Consider the following 19,168-nt stretch of genomic DNA (forward strand, 5'->3'; position numbering starts at 1 on the left):
TTTACATAAAGTATATGTGAAAGACCAATGGCAAAAACAAAGGGCTAAAAAAGGATTGATAGATAATTCTGATTCAGATTATCCTTGTATAATAGATAAATGTGTATTCGGTAAATATTGTTTCATAAAGATTTATATAAAATTGTGGTTAGCATCTATATTCTTATCTTTAATAATATTTGCAATTGTTTTTTTGACATCTACATCATATGATTTAACTAGCTGGGTTAACATATTTAAGATAGCAGTTCAGGCATTAATTATATATTCTATATTTTTAAACTTAGGATTAGATGAATATGTAATTGATATGAATGGTAATGATAGTAATTTTAATTTATTAAAGTTAATAATACAACCATTTAATGCTATAAAAAATAAATTAATTAGTAATATTGTTAATTATGAATACGCACATTTAAAGAAAAATATTAATGATACGTTTAAGAAATGGTTTGAATATCGTAGTTCTAAAATTGATAATATAGGTGTATTTATAATAAGGCTAGATAGATTAGTGAGGAGTAATAATCTCGATGTAGATGAAGGATTAATATCTTTATATGAGGACAGACTTTATAACCTATATATGAATTATAGTGATGACAAAGATATATATATAATGGATGATTTAAATAGTATAGTTCCAGATTTTTTACTTGATTCATTAGGCATAAAAATACATAAATTATCAAGTTATATTTCTAATCAGTTAGATTATAATATGTCTAAGAATAAGATAAAAGAAAGAATTTATAATAATATATCACAAATAGATAGTATATTTGAAAATTAAAGTAAATTACTTACACAACTAAAAAAATTAAATATATGGTTATATTATAAAATACTCATATCTAATTGGTATGAGTATTTTATGTATTAACAAAATATATGATTATAAATAAAGGAGTATATATGAAGCAAGTGGAGGTCTTTATTAGAGGAATAGCTGATTTGGTAAGCTTTAAAGGAATATATAGTTTAATACTTAAATACAAAGAAACAGAGAGATTAATATATGATGAGATAGAATGTAATAATTATGTTAAACGTAGAAAAAGTATAGAAGACAGGGCGATTTTAGAAGCTATGTGTAAAGCTGTATCTATTTTAAAAGAACCTTGTAAAATTACATTTTATTGCTATAAGGATATAAGTGAAATTTTATTTTATATAGATAATCTTGATTTGATAAATAAATTTAACAAATTAATTTGTGACAATAATCATTATTATAATATTGTGAAAAGTGATGATAATCAAAGTAGATTACATGAATATATTTTTAAAAATAATATACCTACCCAAAATACGAGCATATTAGAAGATGAAGAAAAAGAATATATATATTATATTTATGATTACATATATAAAAATATTATGTAGGGAAAAGTAGAAATATTAATCATAGATGGCGTGAACATAAAAGATTTGGAGCAAGAGGTTATGAGAATAATACGCATTATATAGCTAAAAAAGGACTTTATGTATCTATGAAAATGAATGGCATAAATAATTTCTTATTTAGAGTAATTGAGTCATGTGATGGTGGTTATATCTCAAGATGTAGAGAGAAATCGTGGATTAGCAAACTAAATTCAATTAATAATGGATATAATGTAATACATTCATTTCATCAATTAGCAGCATTAAGTAATGGTGTTAGTAATGAGATAATAAAAGAAAGTGAATATAAAGAAAAAATACATGAAGATATTGTAAAATACCATGAAAAATACATAAAACCACTAGATAAATCTATAAATAGAAAAAGAAAAAATTTAGACTTAGATAAAATAAAAACACAATCCTGGATAATATTTAAGATTACTTCAAAAATTACTAATGAGTATTATATAAATTGTAGAAATAAAGTGAGTATTGAACATATAAAATATATTTTAAAATATAGAATGTATGAGAAACAACCAAAAGAAGGATCATTATCAGAGTTTATACAAAAGCATAATAGTATAGATGAATTGACAGTAGAAATTTTAGAATATATAGAAGGGGATATTGATAAGTATAGTATCATACGTAAATGGTGTAATGTGTTTGGAACTGAATACGCAACAACTAATTATTTATTAGATATTTGCAACGAAGAATAATAATTTATGTATTTAAAAATAATATAAATTGTGGGTTTGATTGTAGCGATTCATCTCCACCATTCAAACCCTCGAGAGAGAGGATGAAGAACTACTAAGTTTTATATCTTAGTAGTTCTTTTTATATTAATAATATTACTGGAAATTTAAATATAATATATAAATAGAATAAAAAAATATTAAAATTAAATTTATATACGATATTTCGGAACTTTATTTTATAAAATGGAATATTTTATTTCAAAATAAGAAATAATCAAAATAATATGTGATATAATAATATAGAGTAAGGAGGATATAATTATGAAAGATTCTATTATATGTTTAAATAAAATAAATATAAAAAATTTGAAAAATGTATATAATGGTTCTATAAGTTTTAATAAAAAATCAGATAGAGAATCATTAAAACATGTAACAGGAATATATGGCCAAAATGGATCGGGGAAAACATCTATTGTAGATTCCTTATTGCTACTTAGAGATTTAATGTTAGGCAAACCATTGTCCCGTAATTTTCTATATTTAATTTCGGCTGATAAGAAAAATATGTTTTTAGATTTTGAGTTTTTTATGACTTGTAGAGAAGAAAATTATAAAATATTCTATCAAGTTGAGTTGAGTAAGATTGAAGAGAGTGTATATAAATATACTAAACAAGATGATGAGTTAGATGAAAATAATCCATTTATAAAAATAACTAGAGAAAGACTAAGTTACTCTAAATTAGTTGATGAAAAATGGAAAAAAAAATCAGATATACTAAATTATGAATATGAAAATACAGATATACCTTTTAGTCCTAAAAAAAGCTATTTAGAAATGATAAGTATAGATAAAGAAAATGAATTGGATTTAAAATTTCAAAAAGAGTTTTCTAAGCGTCTTTGCAAATCATATATATTTAATAAAGATAATATAACATTATTTGAAAAAAGTCTTACAGAGAAGTCTGAGATAGTAAATATTATTAAAAGTTTACAGTATTTTGCAAAATTTAATTTATTTATAATCAAGAATGATGAGTTAGGAGCAATAAATACTTTTGGAGTAATGCCGTTTAGTTTTAGAATAGAAGATGATGAAGGAATGTCAACAGGTATTGTAGCTATGAAGCTTTTTGATGTTACTACGATTGATAAGCATAAACTAGATGTATTAAATAAAATAATAAATCAAATTAATATAGTTATAGAAAATATCATCCCTAATTTAAATGTGGAATTAAAAAATTATGGAATAGAAATGTTAAAGGATGGACAAGAGGGATATAAAGTTGAATTAGTTTCACACAGAGATAAAATTGAAATACCATTGAAATATGAATCAGATGGAATAAAAAAAATAATATCTATATTAAGTGCGTTAATTGCAATGTATAACAATGATAAAATATTGTTGGCTGTAGATGAACTTGATGCAGGCGTTTTTGAATATTTATTAGGCGAAATTTTAGATGTGATTAAGGATAAGTGTAAAGGACAGTTTATATTTACTTCTCATAATCTTAGAGTACTTGAAAAATTAGATAAAGATTCAATTGTATTTACAACAACAAATCCAGATAATAGATACATTAAATTTACCAGTGTAAAAAACACTAATAATTTAAGAGATTTTTATTTGAGAGGTATATTGTTAGGTGGCCAAAGTGAAGAAATTTATAATGGAACTAATAAATCTCATATTTCTCGTGCATTTAGAAAGGCATGGAGGGGATAGATATTGTGGGAATTAAGAAAAAAGTAATATTATTTCTTGTAGAAGGAATATCTGAAGATGAAGCTTTGTCCGCATTGATATCAAACATCATTAAAAATGATACAGTAGCTTTTCAAATTATGTATGGAGATGTAACCAGTGATATAAACTCAAGCCAACAAAATATTAGGAGAGTGATAAATGAAAAGATTAAAGAATATATGACTGAATCAAAAGTTAAGAAAAAAGATATTCTAAGTGTTGTGCATTTAATAGATATTGATGGTGCTTATATCAAAAATGAGGAATTTATGATTGAGAATAATGAAATTTTAAAAGGTTTTAAATATTATTCTAATGAAATACATGCGTATAGTAAAGAGAAAATTATAAATCGAAATAGTAAAAAGTCTTCTATTATGAATTTACTCTCGTCTACAAATGAAATTTCAAGTATAAAGTATAAAGCTTATTATTTTTGTTGTAACTTAGATCATGTACTTTATGATGATGCAAATCTAGATGAAGAATTAAAAATACGTTATGCAGAAGATTTTCAAGATGAATTCTATGATAATGAAATAGAATTTATTAATTTTATGTCGAAGAGTAATTTTGCAGTAAGTGGAAATTATAATGATACTTGGAATTTTCTAAAAAAAGATTTGAACTCATTGGGTAGATATAGTAATTTTCATCTATTTTTCAGTGATTTTAGAGATTGTATAAAAGATGAATATAAGGAGAATTTTTAGTGTTAAGAGAATTTAAGTTAGGTATTTATTTTAACAAAGTATGTTGTAAATAAAAGATTCTTGCAGTAAAGTTAATATAAAATAAAATTGTGGGTATGATTGTCGTGAATCATCTCCACCATTCAAAACTATAAAAAGGTATTAGCATATTTTATTATGTTAATACCTTTTTTGTATAAATATCATTATTAAATATGTCTGATATAAAAATACTATTAAATCTTATCGTTTGGATAGAAATGATAAGGTTTATGATATAATGATAATAATAAAATATAGGAAGTGATAAAGTGAAATCCATAGAAAAAAATAAATTAAGAGAACTTGCAATGCCAATGTACATAGTAAGATTAATATCTTCTATAAATGAATATAAAGGTAAGCAAGATTTATATAAACAACAATCTCCTCAAATCTTAAACACTTTAAAAGAAATCTCAGTAATACAAAGTACGGAGTCATCAAATAGAATCGAAGGAATTTATACTTCAAATAAAAGATTATCACAGTTAATGAGCAATAAAGTTGAGCCTAAAGACAGAAGTGAAAGTGAAATTGCAGGTTATAGAGATGTATTAAATACTATTCATAGTGCTTATGACGCAATTCCTATTAATTCAAGTGTGATTTTACAATTGCATAGAGATTTATACAAATTTAACCCAGGAACAGGTGGAAGGTACAAATCATCTAATAATATCATAGAAGAAACTCTACCAGATGGAAGTAAGTATGTAAGGTTCAAGCCAGTAGATGTATTTTATACAAGTGCGTATATGGAAGAACTTTGTAAACTTTATAATGATGAAATTAACAAAGAGCAGGTAGAGCCACTTGTACTTATTGCAGTGTTTGTATTGGATTTTCTTTGTATAAATCCTTTCAATGATGGAAATGGAAGAATGTCTAGATTACTTACATTATTACTGTTATATAGAAGTGGATATGAAGTAGGAAGATTTATATCAATTGAAAAAATAATAGAAGATAGTAAAGAAACATATTATGAATCTTTAAACAAATCATCTATGTTATGGCATGATGGGAAGCACAATATTTATATTTGGTTAGAGTACTTCTTAGGAATAATACTTAAGTCTTATAAAGATTTTGAAGAAAGAGTTGGTATTATAAATACTAGCAAAGGAAGTAAAAGTGATAGAGTTGAAAAATCAATAGAAGGAATTATTGGATATTTCACAAAAGCGCAGATAAGAAATCTTTGCCCTGATGTGGCAGAAGCTACTATTAATAGAGTATTTGACAAGCTTAAAAAGGAAAATAAGATAGAATCTGTTGAAAAAGGTAGAAATACTAAGTGGAAAAAAATATATTAGATATACTAGCAACAACTTAAAATGGTGAAGTAAGACCCTTAAAAAAACATTAGCAAAATAAAAAAAGCCTGGAGTCATTAAGAAAATCTTAAAAACTTCAGGCTTATCTATATTAACTACATTTCTTAACAAAAGTTCTCTGAGTACCATACAAAGAATATCTAGCCTTGCCAGACTTATTAGAAGATAACTTTTCCCAACCACCAATACGATTCAAAATACCTTCAATAACAAAAGAATCCATCCTTTTCAAATCTTGACGCTCTTTATTAAAGCATTCACACCAAATTTCCATAATACAGACCTTATATCTTTTTACTGAACCTACAGCAGAGAATTTAGAATCAGTAAAATTAGTATCATTAAGAAAAGCACGTCTATCATATAAATCCATTTCAGCCCAATTAGGGGGAAGCAATTTTTCTAAATAATCAGTAATAAGCCCCTGTCTATCATCATATTCAATGGACTCAGTTTGGGCTATATTGGCTGCCATTAGCACATCGCCTTTTAAAAATAATTCTTCTTTTTCTTTGTATCTAACAATAGCCTCCGCCCAAATTTGATCTACTACATCTTTCAAATCCCAAGGTTTATATTTGCTATTTCCTGAAACATAAACTGGCCAGAATCTACGGTTTCCTGTAATATCTCTAAGGAATCCATCTTCTGAGTTAGTTGTACCAACGATAATATTACTTCGAGGATGATTTTCAACATTTATTCCATAGGATTGTCTAAATTTATCATCTGTACGAGTGATGAAAGATTTTACTGTTTCCACGTCCATTTTTCTCATACCAGCCAGCTCACCAAGCTCTAGAATCCAATATCCTTGAAGTTTTTCTGCGGCAGATTTGTCTTTCATGTCAGTTAGACATAAGGAGTCTGAATACCAGCACTTACCTAGTATGGAGAATAGAGTAGATTTACCGATTCCTTGGGGACCATTAAGTACAAGGATTGAGTCAAATTTAATTCCTGGTTCATAAATGCGGGCTATGGCAGCTACGAGAGTTTTACGAGTTATAGCTCTTACATACTCATTATCTTTTGCTCCTAAGTAATCTACTAATAGGGTGTCTATACGAGGAGTACCGTCCCAAATAAGTGTGCTTAAATATTCCTTGATTGGATGATAAATTCTTTCTGCAGAGATTACAGCATATAGAGCATCTTTGAATTTTGAAGGTGACCACAGAGAATAAACCTGTTCAAAATACACTTTTATACATGAAAAGTCAGTATCATTCCAGCCTGGCTTTACTTGGTTCCAAGGAAGTTTACCAATAACATCTAAACTAGATTTGAACTGGTTGTAGACGATTGATTTTAAGTTTTTGTCATGGCGTATAATATTTGCAATGTTAGATAAAGTGTCTTTTATACGACCTTTTTTATCTAGTTCTAAATGTGATAACCAGTTGCACTCATTCTCGTCTTCTTCGACAGATATATTACCGAACTCTTCATCAATCTGCTTAGCACGTTCCTTGGCTAATTGAAATTTTACATTTTTATCAGATAATACAAACTCAATCATAGCCTTGTAAGAAGGTAGATTAGTAGGATTATCTTTTTCTTCATACTTTTCATCTAAATGAGAAAATTTGTGTATTCTCACCAAATCAAAGGCATTTAGTAATTTACCACAAGCAGGATCGCTAGCATGATGACTATAAGCAAATTTGTTATCATAAATTACTAGACCACCTTGGGATGTGGCAGGTATGTAATCGTATCTTTTATTAATTTCATTTTCTTCGTATATGTGTGATAAGAAGGAGTCTATGGCTTTGCAAATATCATAAGTTCTGCAAAATGCTCCTATTAAATTATCCTTTTCAAAGGGGTCTTCTTGGTTTTTGATTTTGGTTTGTAAAAGTTTCTCTTGTCTAGTAGATACTGGCCACTGTCTAGGGTCTGTCCAATCATTGTATTTTGCTAGGATTTCATCAGGATTTAAGAAAGTTTCTCCTATTTCTTTAAAAATAAACTCACCATCATAAGATGTGGAAGGCCAATACATAAGTCTACTGGATTCGTAAGTAGTATCATCAAATATTTCTATGTTTATTTCTTCTGATATTTTTCTAGATACAGCACTATATTCATCAGGTGAAACATCACGACTTAGGGGAATTATTAGTCTAAGCCTTGGATTTTCCTTTGTATGATTATGTGTTGAATAAAAATAACCTTTGAAATTAAAATGTTTTTCTACATCATCTATTGTGCTTGCAGTGGCATAATCCATATCCAGGCTTAGAGCACAGCGATTTATGACACAATCTTTTTTTCTTCTATTATCTTTTAATTTTCCAAGGACAAATCCACCCACATCCTTGATATCATCTCGTTTAGCTTTAGGAAGTTGTTTATATTCTTCCATAGTTTCTGATGTACGAGTAGTAGAAGATATTCTTTTTATAAATTCTTCTAATTCCATTTTTCTGTACTTCCAAACTTTATCTTTTCTAGAGTTACCTATACTAATTCCTATTTTCATTTACTCTATCCCCTTTTCAGTTATTATTTTTTCTACTTCAAAATCAAGTGCTACTGCTATTTTATATATTGTTTCAGGTCTATGATTTCCCACGTTATTTAGGATTCTTGAGACTGTAGATTTTGCAAGATTACACTCTCTTGCTAGATGACTCAGAGAATATCCTTTGAGTAACATTTGATATTTTATTTGTTCTGTATTTATTTTATATTCCATGATTACCTCCCCTTTCGTTTTATAAGATAATCATATATGTTAAATTTAAACTAAAGTTAAAAAGTAATTTACTAAGCTATATGAAGAAAATGTGCTATAATATATAGCTGAAAATTTGGGTTTCCATGTGGTGTTCCAATGTGATGTTCCAATTAGTCAAAAACTCCTTACGCGCGCGTACACATGTATACGCATACAAAAATCTTTAATTAATATAAATATATACTCAATATATGACATAGGAACTTTAGGAACAGATATAGGTCTAACTAAGTGTAGGTCTAGTGTTGATAGACGTTCTAAGATTAGTTCCAAAGGGATTATAGGTAGCAGTGAGAACAGTATAGAGGTGGGATTTGTGTTCCTATGATTATGTATTATTTTTATAGGAACAGTGAAATATGTAGAAAAGTGCAAAATAAAATCGTGGGTATTATTGTTGTGAATCATCTCCACCATTGAAATACACGAAAACACATTGATAATTTTGTCAATGTGTTTTTTTACAAAACTTACATAGATGTAATACATATGTAAGGTTTGAAGATAGTTATACTATAGTATTTAATGTAAAATTCTTATACAAGAAAAATTATATAAGAAAAAAGATTAAATAAATGGAATTAATAGAAATATTTAAAGCTATAATTTTCAATCAGTATCTATAGCTCTTATAGTATTTGGAATTTTGCTTATCGTAGCAGAGAATTACGACAAAGACAAAAGCTCTATAGCAAAAATATAAATCAGCTAACTTATAAAACGGCAATAATTATAGCTTTATTTACTATAAAAGATGATATACTAACTGTGGATACAAATTATTAAAATATGGTAAATACCAAGGGTTGATATGGAGTGGATATATGAATAATAGGATTTATATTATAGAGGACGATATTTCTATAAGTACGTTGTTAAAAGATTACATAGATAGATACGGGTTTGAGGGAGTTGTAGCAACAAACTTTAATGATATAATAGAGGAATTTGAGGTGTGTAGACCCAGTCTAATATTATTAGATATAAATTTACCCAAATTTGATGGGTTTTATTGGTGCACAAAGATAAGACAAAAATCAAATATACCTATAATATTTATATCAGCAAGGGAAAGTGGAATGGATCAAATCAGAGCATTAGAAAGTGGTGGAGATGATTATATAACTAAGCCTTTTCAATATGAGGTATTAATAGCAAAAATAAAAAGTCATATGAGAAGGTCTTACGGAGAATATGCTCCAAAGTTAAATGAAAGAATAGTTGAATTAGATGGACTTAAATTTTACCCTGAAAGATTGGAAGTACAATTTGAGGATAAGAATATAATCATAACTAAAAAAGAAGGGATATTACTTGAATGTCTTATGAAAAAGTATCCCAAAGTAGTTAGTAGAGATTATTTATTAGAAAAAATATGGGATGATATTGAATTTGTAGAGGAAAATACATTAAATGTTAATGTAAGTAGAATTAGAAAAAGACTTAATGATTTAGGAATAGAAGATGCCGTAAATACAGTAAGAGGGGTTGGCTACAAATTAAATAAGAATTGGTAGGATTATAATATGAAATTATTTATGAATGAATACAAAGGATATATATTCACTTATTATGCAGGGCTTATAATAACTCTTACGTATTGTAAACTTATGAATTTTATAAAAGCATCAGAGATAATCTATATATTATTATTTAATACTTTTATTGTAAGTGGCTTTATAATCTACAAGTACATAACAACTAAAAGAGCTTATGAAGTTTTTGAAAAAGGCATAGAAAATTTAGATGAATCTCTATTAGATTTAGGAAAATCACCTATAGGGAAAAATGTATCTAATGTGCTGAATCAACAATATAATCAATATAGATTAGAGATACAAAAACAAAATAAGATACATGACGATCATTTAACTTTTATTAATCATTGGATTCATCAGATGAAAACTCCAGTATCTGTAATCAATCTTTTGCTACAAGAATATGAAGGTGAAGAGATATCATCAAATATACAGCAAGAGTTAGACAAAATAGATAAAGGACTTAATATGGCAATGTATTTTGCTAGATTAGATCAGTTTCAAAAAGATTTCTCAGTAGAAAAAGTTAATTTATATAATGATGTGGTAGAACTAGTAAATAAAGAAAGACGATTATTTATTAAAAATAGAATAATTCCTAAAGTAGAATTGGACAAGGATTTAGTGGTCTATAGTGATAAAAAGTGGCTAAGATTTATAATAGAACAAATAATAATAAATGGAGTAAAGTACTCAAAAGATTATGGAAAATATTTGACTATAAAAAATAGAGAAGATGATAAATACATAATAATAGAGATAATTGATGAAGGAATTGGTATATCTAAAAAAGATATAAAAAGAGTATTTGAGCCATTTTTCACAGGTGAAAATGGACGTAACTTTGGAGAATCAACGGGTATGGGATTATACATAGTAAAGACAGTATGTGATAACTTAGGTCATGAGGTAGAATTAAAATCGAAAATTGAAAAAGGTACACAAGTATCCATATTATTTAAAAAATAAAGAAAGTCAATAGTTATAAGCTATTGGCTTTTTAAATATAAGTAAACCTTACATAGATGTAATGTAGATGTAAGGTTTGTAGATAGTGATATTTTAGCATCTAAATTAAAATTGAAGTATAAATAAATTTAATAAATTTAGAGAAGGAGAACCACATGGATATTTTAAAAGTAAGTAATTTAAGTAAAGTATACGGAAGTAAGGTAGTATCAAATGCATTAAAGGATATAAGTTTTAATATAGAAGATGGAGAATTTGTAGGAATAATGGGGCCAAGTGGTAGTGGAAAAACTACCCTATTAAATTTAATCTCAACTATAGATAAACCAACCTCAGGAAAGATTACTTTAGGTGACAAAGAGCCACATAAGTTAAAAGGAGACGCCCTTGCGTTATTTAGAAGGAGAGAACTTGGATTTGTATTTCAAGATTACAATTTACTAGACACTTTAACCATAGGTGAAAATATAGTTCTGCCATTAACTTTAGAAAATGTACCTGTAAAAGAGCAAGATGAAAAATTAAAAAAGGTATCAAAAATACTAGGAATAGAAGAGTTATTAGATAAGAGAACTTTTGAAGTATCTGGTGGGCAAGCTCAAAGAACTGCTATTGCAAGAGCTTTAATAAACAATCCATCTATAGTTTTGGCAGATGAACCAACAGGAAATTTAGACTCAAAGGCTGCTAGGAATGTTATGGAATTATTAGAAAAAATAAATAATGAAGAGAAAGTAACAACTATGATGGTAACTCATGATCCAGTTGCAGCAAGCTATTGCCATAGAATACTTTTTATAAAAGATGGTGTAATTTATAATGAAATTTATAAAGGTGATAATAGAACTAAGTTTTATCAAGAGATAATGGATATACTTTTATTATTAGGAGGTAGTAAATAATGAGCTTTATACAGTTTGCCCTTAATAATATAAAACGAAATATTAAATCCTACCTAGGATATTTTTTCAGTATACTTATATCTTCTACATTACTTTTTTCCTTTAGAATGTTTATAAATCATCCAGATTTAGATACTTCATTATTTGAGAATTATATAATAGCAGCAATGCAAGTAACAGAAGTTATAATTTATTTATTTTTATCTCTATTTGTATTTTACTCAGCAAGTGTGTTTTTAAAAAGTAGAAATAAAGAGTTTGGAGTTTTATATACAATAGGTATATCAAAGAAACAAGTTAAAAAAATGATTTTCGTAGAAAATTTAATAATAAATATTTTAGCCTCAGTTTTTGGAATTGTAGTAGGTTTGATTTTCGCTAAGGTAGTGCTAATTATAATATCTTCATTAATAGGAATAGAGCCACTAAAGTTTTATATTTCAACAAAATCTATTGCTGTAATTATTTTATACTTTACATTATTATCAATGCTAACTTCTTATTTTATATCTTTTGTAGTTAGAGAAGATAAGGTAATAAAACTATTAAAAGGTACGCAAACGCCAAAGCCAGAGCCAAAATCGTCACCAATATTAGCTGTATTTTGCGTTGGGGTATTAGTATATGCATACTACATGGCAGTGAGTGTAACCATGTCAGATTTATTTTATAAAATAGCGCCAGTAACTTTTATGGTTATTATGGCAACTTATTTATTATTTTCACAACTTAGTGTATTTGTTATAAAGAAAGTTAAAGGGAAGAAAGCATTTTATAAAAAAAATACTAATATGTTGTCTATAGCAAACTTACATTATAAGATAAAAGATAATACAAGGATGCTTTTTTTAGTAACAATAACTTCAGCTATTGCATTTACAGCAATTGGGTCTGTTTATTCATATTGGATGAGTAGATTAGATCAAGTTGAAGCAGCATATCCACAAGCAATATTTTATGCTACAGAAAGTGGCAATTTAAATGAGGATAATGTTTACAAAGATGTGGATTATAATAAGAGTGATTATAGCAAAAGAGTAGATTTATTAGAATCTCTATTAGAAAAAGATAAAATATCTTATGATAAGGTTGAAGGACAAATTAAAACTATAGTTGCAGAAAATACAGATAAGACTGTGAAAATAATTAAAGAGTCTGATTATATTAAGTTATCAAAAGAAAAGAGATTAGAAACAATTGATTTATACTCTAATGAAGTAATATCATTATCAAAGTCAAATGTATCAAAATTAAACATTAATAATAAAAATAATAATGTTATGACTATAGATAATAAATCTATGAAAGTAAAGTATGCAGACAAGTCTGTTATGCCAGCATATTATAGTGCATATGTTGTTAAAGATGATTTTTATAATAGTATAAGTTTAGATTGTATAGAGGATAAATTTATAGCAATCAATACAAAGAATTATATGAAAACACTTGGTGCAATTAAGAGTTTTGAAGATGTCTATAAAGATGAGGTAGGGTATAAACTTTTATCTAGAGCATCTATGGTGGATCACGGTAGGATAGTTTATGCAGTTCTTTTATTCTTATCTATTTTTATAGGGCTTATATTTTTCATTACTTCTAGCAGTTTTTTATATAATAAGCTTTATGTTGACTGTCAAGATGATAAGAGGAAGTATAGAAACCTTAATAAGATAGGGTTGACCTATAAGGAGATAAGAAAAGCAGTGACAGTAGAGATAGCTACTTTGTTTTTACTTCCTTATGTAGTTGCAGTTATTCATTCAGCCTTTGCACTTTTAGCTCTTAAAAACTCCCTCGATGTAGATGTTGCAGGGTCTTCGTTTTTAGTTATGGGAAGCTTTTTTGTAGTTTTACTTATATACTTCTTAATTGTAAGACAAGGTTATTTAAATGAAATAAAAGAAAATTTGGTAGATTAAATTAATCGCGGGTATTATTCCTGCGAATCATCTCCACCAATACATAAACGTGGAAACGTAGAATAATTGGAATTACTAGACTTTATAGTTTGGTAATTCTTTTTATTTTGCCTTTTAGCACACAATCAGAAGAATGGTCTAAGATAAATAATTATAATGTTTAGAATAAATAGTAGTGAACCGTACTACGAGTAAAGGAGTACGGTTTCAGACAAGTTAATAAAAAGTAGTAAAATAATAGCTGTACCATTAGTGAATGGTATAGTTATTTTTAATTAAAGCTCATATGTGACAATAATATTATAAAGATTATTATAACTAAGGACTTTAATTTATATAATTTTACAAATACAATTAAGTTAACAAATTTAAAAAGCCAAATTCTGAGAAATTGAGTGACGGAAAACTAATGGATCTAAGGATGAATATCTATGCCAGCCAGTTACCAAGTAGGGAATAAAAATGAGTTTTAGCAAAAGGGCAATAAAAATTATAGGATTAGTAGGAGTTACAATAGCCACGCTAATGTTAAATACAGTATCAGCTATGGATAAAAAGATCTAGTAACTAAAGAAAATGAAGTTACTATAATAAATAGTATTGATAATATGGGGTGTTATTTAGGAATAGGTGAATCAGTAGAAATATTAGATAACGAACCTATACCTATTTTTTAGAGGCAGATTTGATGAAGGAATAACTACAGGAATTTGGATTTTTCTCAAGGTATCAAAGTGGAGTAAATAAAGTTGTAAAATTATCAAATGGATATAATGTGTATCTATAACAAAGTATATTAAACATAATAAAAATGTTGGAATATCTATTTTAACAAATGTTTTAGCAAAAATGATTGGAGGACATCTAGTAGCTTTATTAGTTAAACCACTTGCAGTAGTTAAAAAAACTTACAACAAATCCGCCAGGATGAATGATATTTAAATTAAGACTAAAAAAGTTTACATGGGACAATATGAAGGACTGATTGAAATGTTGATTGTAGACTCATATTCTTATCAATAAATTGGAGTTGAAATTTAGTGGAATGTAATGGATTTGAGTATGATACTAGGTATAAGGATAAAGTAAGTGCTATTTTGAGGTATTTATTCTGAAATTATATAAGTACCTTAGGTAATAAGGTAATCTTTAAGTTTTAATAAAAATAGACTAAATCTAAATTCTTAATAAACAAATTTATCAGTAAACCATTAAAAAAATTAATGATATAAATAAGAAAAAACAATTTTACTTATATATTAAATGGCTGTAAACTTAATAAATGTAGTTAGGAGTTATACTCTATAAATAAATTTTATAAAAAATTAGAATATTAAATTATGCCCTGTTTGACGGATTAATATTAAAGCTTATAAGGAGGAATTATAAAATGGGACAAGCTGCAAAATCAAAAAAAAATAAAAGATATCTTATAGTATTCATTTGTATGTTAATTCAAGCAATACCATATTGTATATCTCAAAATTTACAAAGTCAGATGCAAACACCAGTATCTCAATCAGGTGTAGTATCTGAGGTAGGATTTACATTACTATATTTATCAGGAACAATTCCGGCATTATTCAATCCAATAATAGCCAAAGTATATGATAAATTCAAAATTAAATATATATATGTAGCAGGTTTAATAATATCAGGTATAGCATTCGCCTCATATGGAATGGCTCAAAATGCAATAATGTTTAATGGAAGTGCATTCTTTACACAAGTAGGAACAATATTATTTACAGGTTTATCATTACCAATAATGATGAGTCATTGGTTCCCTGGTGAAGGTAAAGGAACAGCATTAGGAATAGCATTAGCAGGTGGATCATTAGGTAATGTATTTTTACAACCAATAACAGTTAATTTATTAGCTAACGTTGGATGGAGAGGAACATATATGGCATTAGGGGCAGCTATGATAATAATAGGTGTACCACTAGCATTATTATTTATAAGATACCCAAAACAAGAAGAAGTTGTAATGGAAACATCATCTAATAAGTCAAATGTAAAGCCAACAAGACCAAAATTTGATGGTTTATCAGACAAAGAAAATGATAAAAATCCAATGTTCTGGACTTTCTGCGTAGGATGTGCATTAATATGTTTCGCAGTTGTTGCAGTATCAACACAAGCAATACCAGTATTAGGACAAAAAGGATTTGAACCAGGAAAATTAGGAATTGCAGGTTCAATATTTGGAGTATCATGTTTAATAGGTAATGTAGTAGGTGGTAAATTATTTGATAAATTAGGATCATTTATTCCAATGGTTTTATCAGGAATATCTACAGTAATAGCGTTATTAATAATGGCGTTTATGCCAGAGGGAAGTGCAATAGGATTTTTAGTACCTATATGTTCAGGATTAACTGTATATACAATAACATCAGCACCAGCATTTATGCCAGCAGATGTATTTGGACAAAAAGATGGAACAATGAAGTTAGCAAAAGTAGGTATGTTTTATGCATTAGGTAGTTCAATATCAGCATTATTATTCACAACTATATCAAACAAGTTAGGATTAACTGGTTCATGTATGTTATTTATAGTTGTTGGTGTAGTAGGATATGGATTAAACTTATTTGCTCAAGTAAAATCAAAACAAATGTTTGTAGAAAACCAAAATTCATTAAATATAAAAATAGGATAGATCAAATTTGATCTATCCTATTTTTATGCTTTTTATACATCATCAATTTTGTATTAAAACTTATTTTACCGTATAGCTTATAAATTCAGTTTCAAAAAATTTTATATAAAATAGTAATTTACATAAAATAGTTCATTTAATTTTGATATTGTAATTATTAAAGTAGATATATTAGCTCTATTTTGTATTCACATGACTTTTGGATAGTAGTTGTTTGCAAGGAAGAACTAAGAGCAAAAATTAGTAATTAATTATTTTTTTCATAAATTTCTAAAGTTTTTACAAGACGAATGTATATTACCATTAGGTACATATAAGATCTGAGAGAATAAATTTAATAATTTATTTAAAGGAAATATATCATGGTTCAGTAAGTAAAGAAGTAAATAGTTATCAAAGCTTCATTTTGGATGATTTTATTGATTTATATAATTCAGAAAAAAAGAGAAGAATATCTTAACATGTATGGAGAAGAATTAGTTGGATGTCAAAAGATAATAGCCGGGGCAAATGATAACATCCTTGGAGAGTATAAAAAAAGAATGTGCTAAAGATGTTTCAATCTAAAATATTAGAACTTGCTTGTTAAAATTAGAAAAGAATGGATTTTTAACAAATAAATCAACAAACCCAAATAGGCTTATAACTATTGAAAATTGGTAACTTTATCAAATTAGTGAGAAAAAACAACAAGCTAATAAACAGGCGACTAACAAGCAACTAACAACTAACAAGAATGATAAGAATAATATATATACATCACAATGTGATGAATTATGGAAACTCTATCCTAATAAAAAAGGAAAACAAGAGGCTTATAAGAAGATACTAAAACTTCTAGAAGAATATTCATTATAAGAATTAAGGAGAAGTGTAGAAAGATATTCAAAAGAAGTAGAAGGTAAAAATAAACAGTACATACAGCATGGAAGTACATTCTTTAATGGTGGATATGTGGATTATTTAGATGAAAATTTCAAAGAAGCATCACATTATCCAGCAGAAGAACCTAAGGGGAAAGTATTAGATTTTAAAATAGGTGGAGAGTGATTATAAGTGAATAATATATATGATACACATGCAGAACAGTCAATATTAGGAGCTATATTGCTTGATAAGAATGTAATACATGAAGTTGAAAGCTTACCTAGTGATGTTTTTTACAATGAAGCTCACAAGGTTATATTTAACAGAATGTTAGAACCACATAAAAAAGGGATGGTTATTGATATAATCACCCTAATAGATAAATTAAAATTTAATAATGAACTAGAAGCTATCGGTGGTATAACATATTTAACTAGTTTACCAACTACAAGCAACATACAATATTATATAAAAATAATTGAGGAATTACAACAAAAAAGGAATATTGTACAAGTTTTTTATAGGCTCATAGAGGACATCAGAAGGGGAGAGGATATAAAAAATACATCATTAAATACATTTGAAATAGTTACAGAGTTAAAAGAAGAGATTAAAACAGATAGCACACTAAGAAGTATTATGACAAATATCTTTGATGATTTAAACAGTGGAGTTGGAAAAAGTGCATTAGCAATTAAAATAGCCATTAATTCATTTTTAAAAGGTAAAAAATACTTATTATTTCTAGAGAGATGACCAAAGAGCAAGTGGCAGAAAGAATAATATTAAGCCATAATGGAATATCTAAAAAGAAATATGAGGATAGAAGCTTTAATAGTGAAGATTGGCAAAGAATTGTTAAAACAATGGAGGCTTTTTCAACAGATGACATTAAAATTGATGATAAAATTTCAACCATACAAGGGATAAAAAAGGAATTAAGAAGTTTTAAGCCTGATGTATTAATTGTTGATTATGTTCAGTTATTAATTCCAAATAGTTTCAAAGATAGCCGAGAGAGACAAGTCGCCGAGCTATCAAGGGAACTAAAAAAGATAACTATTGATTATGGAATTATAGTTTTACAGTTAATCCAGTTAGCAGAGAAAGGAACTGGAAACTATAGACCTCATGGTGAAAGCTATACGAGAGAAAGTCGTGCGATTTACCATGATTAAAATATCGTTATCTATATACATAATGTTACAGAATAAAAGGAATTAGTTCAAGATCATATAAAGCAGTATCTAAAGAAAAAGGAAGTCTTGAGGATATGAAGGCTACTCTAGAAAGATTTAAAGAGAATGAAACTAAATTTATAGAGCTGATAGTAGATAAAAATAGAAGTGGAGAAGTAGGAAGTAATTATTATTGGTTTAAAGGTGCTGATTTAGGTTATTAACCAGTAATTTAAAGTAAATATAATGAAATAAGGTATTTAATTGTCTAAGGGGGAACTAAATCATGACTAATCTTTACAAATAAATATAAGGTAGGTTTTGTGAATGACAATTAGAAAAGTTATAGCCTTAATAAAAAGGCATGAAAATGTAAAGGTAATAGTAAATGTTAGAACTAAAATATCAGAGGATTATAAAAGGACAGTACATGATCTAAAAGATATATTGATA

General features: G+C 27.2%; 17 protein-coding genes and 1 riboswitch. Of the genes, 15 read left to right on the forward strand and 2 right to left on the reverse strand.

Annotated elements, in window-relative coordinates; translation table 11 throughout:
- Window positions 1-16 precede the first annotated feature (16 nt).
- The 6 genes from QX51_RS07550 to QX51_RS07575 all read left to right on the forward strand — a co-directional run bounded on the left by QX51_RS07550 (window position 17) and on the right by QX51_RS07575 (window position 5,910).
- On the forward strand, window positions 17-796 hold the full coding sequence (locus tag QX51_RS07550) for a hypothetical protein (RefSeq protein WP_039679285.1): 780 nt from the start codon (window positions 17-19) through the stop codon (window positions 794-796).
- Window positions 797-918: 122 nt separating this feature from the next.
- Window positions 919-1,389 carry a hypothetical protein gene (locus QX51_RS07555; RefSeq protein ID WP_039679286.1) on the forward strand — a complete coding sequence of 157 codons (471 nt, stop codon included), beginning with the start codon at window positions 919-921 and terminating at the stop codon, window positions 1,387-1,389.
- Between the two features lie 14 nt (window positions 1,390-1,403).
- Window positions 1,404-2,117 carry a hypothetical protein gene (locus tag QX51_RS07560; protein WP_082007813.1) on the forward strand — a complete coding sequence of 238 codons (714 nt, stop codon included), beginning with the start codon at window positions 1,404-1,406 and terminating at the stop codon, window positions 2,115-2,117.
- Between the two features lie 303 nt (window positions 2,118-2,420).
- Window positions 2,421-3,839, forward strand: a complete 1,419-nt coding sequence (locus QX51_RS07565; RefSeq protein ID WP_039679288.1) for an AAA family ATPase — start codon at window positions 2,421-2,423, stop codon at window positions 3,837-3,839.
- A gap of 5 nt (window positions 3,840-3,844) precedes the next feature.
- The gene (locus QX51_RS07570) at window positions 3,845-4,573 is read left to right on the forward strand and encodes a hypothetical protein (RefSeq protein WP_052232948.1); all 729 of its coding nucleotides are present in this window, start codon (window positions 3,845-3,847) and stop codon (window positions 4,571-4,573) included.
- 290 nt (window positions 4,574-4,863) lie between these two features.
- Window positions 4,864-5,910, forward strand: coding sequence for a Fic family protein (locus QX51_RS07575; RefSeq protein ID WP_039679289.1), 1,047 nt, complete (start codon window positions 4,864-4,866; stop codon window positions 5,908-5,910).
- A gap of 112 nt (window positions 5,911-6,022) precedes the next feature.
- Here QX51_RS07575 and QX51_RS07580 read toward each other — a convergent pair whose 3' ends face one another.
- Window positions 6,023-8,419 (reverse strand): virulence-associated E family protein, encoded by a 2,397-nt coding sequence (locus QX51_RS07580; RefSeq protein ID WP_200886387.1) that lies wholly within the window; start codon window positions 8,417-8,419, stop codon window positions 6,023-6,025.
- Entirely contained in the window at window positions 8,420-8,635 is a 216-nt protein-coding gene (locus QX51_RS20905; RefSeq protein WP_039679290.1) for a helix-turn-helix domain-containing protein, read from the reverse strand.
- Window positions 8,636-9,501: 866 nt separating this feature from the next.
- Here QX51_RS20905 and QX51_RS07590 point away from each other — a divergent pair.
- The 9 genes from QX51_RS07590 to QX51_RS21450 all read left to right on the forward strand — a co-directional run bounded on the left by QX51_RS07590 (window position 9,502) and on the right by QX51_RS21450 (window position 18,939).
- The gene (locus tag QX51_RS07590) at window positions 9,502-10,194 is read left to right on the forward strand and encodes a response regulator transcription factor (RefSeq protein WP_039679291.1); all 693 of its coding nucleotides are present in this window, start codon (window positions 9,502-9,504) and stop codon (window positions 10,192-10,194) included.
- Between the two features lie 9 nt (window positions 10,195-10,203).
- Window positions 10,204-11,184, forward strand: a complete 981-nt coding sequence (locus tag QX51_RS07595; RefSeq protein WP_039679292.1) for a sensor histidine kinase — start codon at window positions 10,204-10,206, stop codon at window positions 11,182-11,184.
- Between the two features lie 155 nt (window positions 11,185-11,339).
- On the forward strand, window positions 11,340-12,086 hold the full coding sequence (locus tag QX51_RS07600) for an ABC transporter ATP-binding protein (RefSeq protein WP_039679293.1): 747 nt from the start codon (window positions 11,340-11,342) through the stop codon (window positions 12,084-12,086).
- Window positions 12,086-14,005 carry an FtsX-like permease family protein gene (locus QX51_RS07605; RefSeq protein WP_039679294.1) on the forward strand — a complete coding sequence of 640 codons (1,920 nt, stop codon included), beginning with the start codon at window positions 12,086-12,088 and terminating at the stop codon, window positions 14,003-14,005. Before QX51_RS07600 ends, QX51_RS07605 begins: the two co-directional genes overlap by 1 nt.
- A 365-nt stretch (window positions 14,006-14,370) precedes the next feature.
- A riboswitch (cyclic di-GMP riboswitch) is annotated at window positions 14,371-14,455 on the forward strand.
- A 940-nt stretch (window positions 14,456-15,395) separates the two neighbouring features.
- Entirely contained in the window at window positions 15,396-16,670 is a 1,275-nt protein-coding gene (locus QX51_RS07610) for an MFS transporter (protein ID WP_039679295.1), read from the forward strand.
- 419 nt (window positions 16,671-17,089) lie between these two features.
- Window positions 17,090-17,221, forward strand: coding sequence for a hypothetical protein (locus tag QX51_RS21445; RefSeq protein WP_278246214.1), 132 nt, complete (start codon window positions 17,090-17,092; stop codon window positions 17,219-17,221).
- A 505-nt stretch (window positions 17,222-17,726) separates the two neighbouring features.
- The gene (locus tag QX51_RS07615; RefSeq protein ID WP_039679296.1) at window positions 17,727-18,293 is read left to right on the forward strand and encodes a DnaB-like helicase N-terminal domain-containing protein; all 567 of its coding nucleotides are present in this window, start codon (window positions 17,727-17,729) and stop codon (window positions 18,291-18,293) included.
- A complete protein-coding gene (locus QX51_RS07620; RefSeq protein WP_039679297.1) occupies window positions 18,290-18,715 on the forward strand; it encodes a DnaB-like helicase C-terminal domain-containing protein in 426 nt (141 codons plus the stop codon). The genes QX51_RS07615 and QX51_RS07620 overlap by 4 nt, the downstream gene beginning before the upstream one ends.
- A 95-nt stretch (window positions 18,716-18,810) precedes the next feature.
- Entirely contained in the window at window positions 18,811-18,939 is a 129-nt protein-coding gene (locus QX51_RS21450; RefSeq protein ID WP_278246215.1) for a hypothetical protein, read from the forward strand.
- The last annotated feature ends 229 nt before the right edge of the window (window positions 18,940-19,168 follow it).

The sequence above is a fragment of the Terrisporobacter othiniensis genome, assembly GCF_000808015.1.
GTDB lineage: Bacteria > Bacillota > Clostridia > Peptostreptococcales > Peptostreptococcaceae > Terrisporobacter > Terrisporobacter muris.

What these genes read in the sequence shown, in the direction of transcription:
- QX51_RS07555 (WP_039679286.1), top strand. Translation starts at nt 919, where the DNA reads ATGAAGCAAGTGGAGGTCTTTATTAGAGGAATAGCTGATTTGGTAAGC.
- QX51_RS07565 (WP_039679288.1), top strand. Translation starts at nt 2,421, where the DNA reads ATGAAAGATTCTATTATATGTTTAAATAAAATAAATATAAAAAATTTG.
- QX51_RS07580 (WP_200886387.1), bottom strand. Translation starts at nt 8,419, where the DNA reads ATGAAAATAGGAATTAGTATAGGTAACTCTAGAAAAGATAAAGTTTGG.
- QX51_RS20905 (WP_039679290.1), bottom strand. Translation starts at nt 8,635, where the DNA reads ATGGAATATAAAATAAATACAGAACAAATAAAATATCAAATGTTACTC.
- QX51_RS07590 (WP_039679291.1), top strand. Translation starts at nt 9,502, where the DNA reads ATGAATAATAGGATTTATATTATAGAGGACGATATTTCTATAAGTACG.
- QX51_RS07595 (WP_039679292.1), top strand. Translation starts at nt 10,204, where the DNA reads ATGAAATTATTTATGAATGAATACAAAGGATATATATTCACTTATTAT.
- QX51_RS07600 (WP_039679293.1), top strand. Translation starts at nt 11,340, where the DNA reads ATGGATATTTTAAAAGTAAGTAATTTAAGTAAAGTATACGGAAGTAAG.
- QX51_RS07605 (WP_039679294.1), top strand. Translation starts at nt 12,086, where the DNA reads ATGAGCTTTATACAGTTTGCCCTTAATAATATAAAACGAAATATTAAA.
- QX51_RS07610 (WP_039679295.1), top strand. Translation starts at nt 15,396, where the DNA reads ATGGGACAAGCTGCAAAATCAAAAAAAAATAAAAGATATCTTATAGTA.
- QX51_RS07620 (WP_039679297.1), top strand. Translation starts at nt 18,290, where the DNA reads ATGACCAAAGAGCAAGTGGCAGAAAGAATAATATTAAGCCATAATGGA.
- QX51_RS21450 (WP_278246215.1), top strand. Translation starts at nt 18,811, where the DNA reads ATGAAGGCTACTCTAGAAAGATTTAAAGAGAATGAAACTAAATTTATA.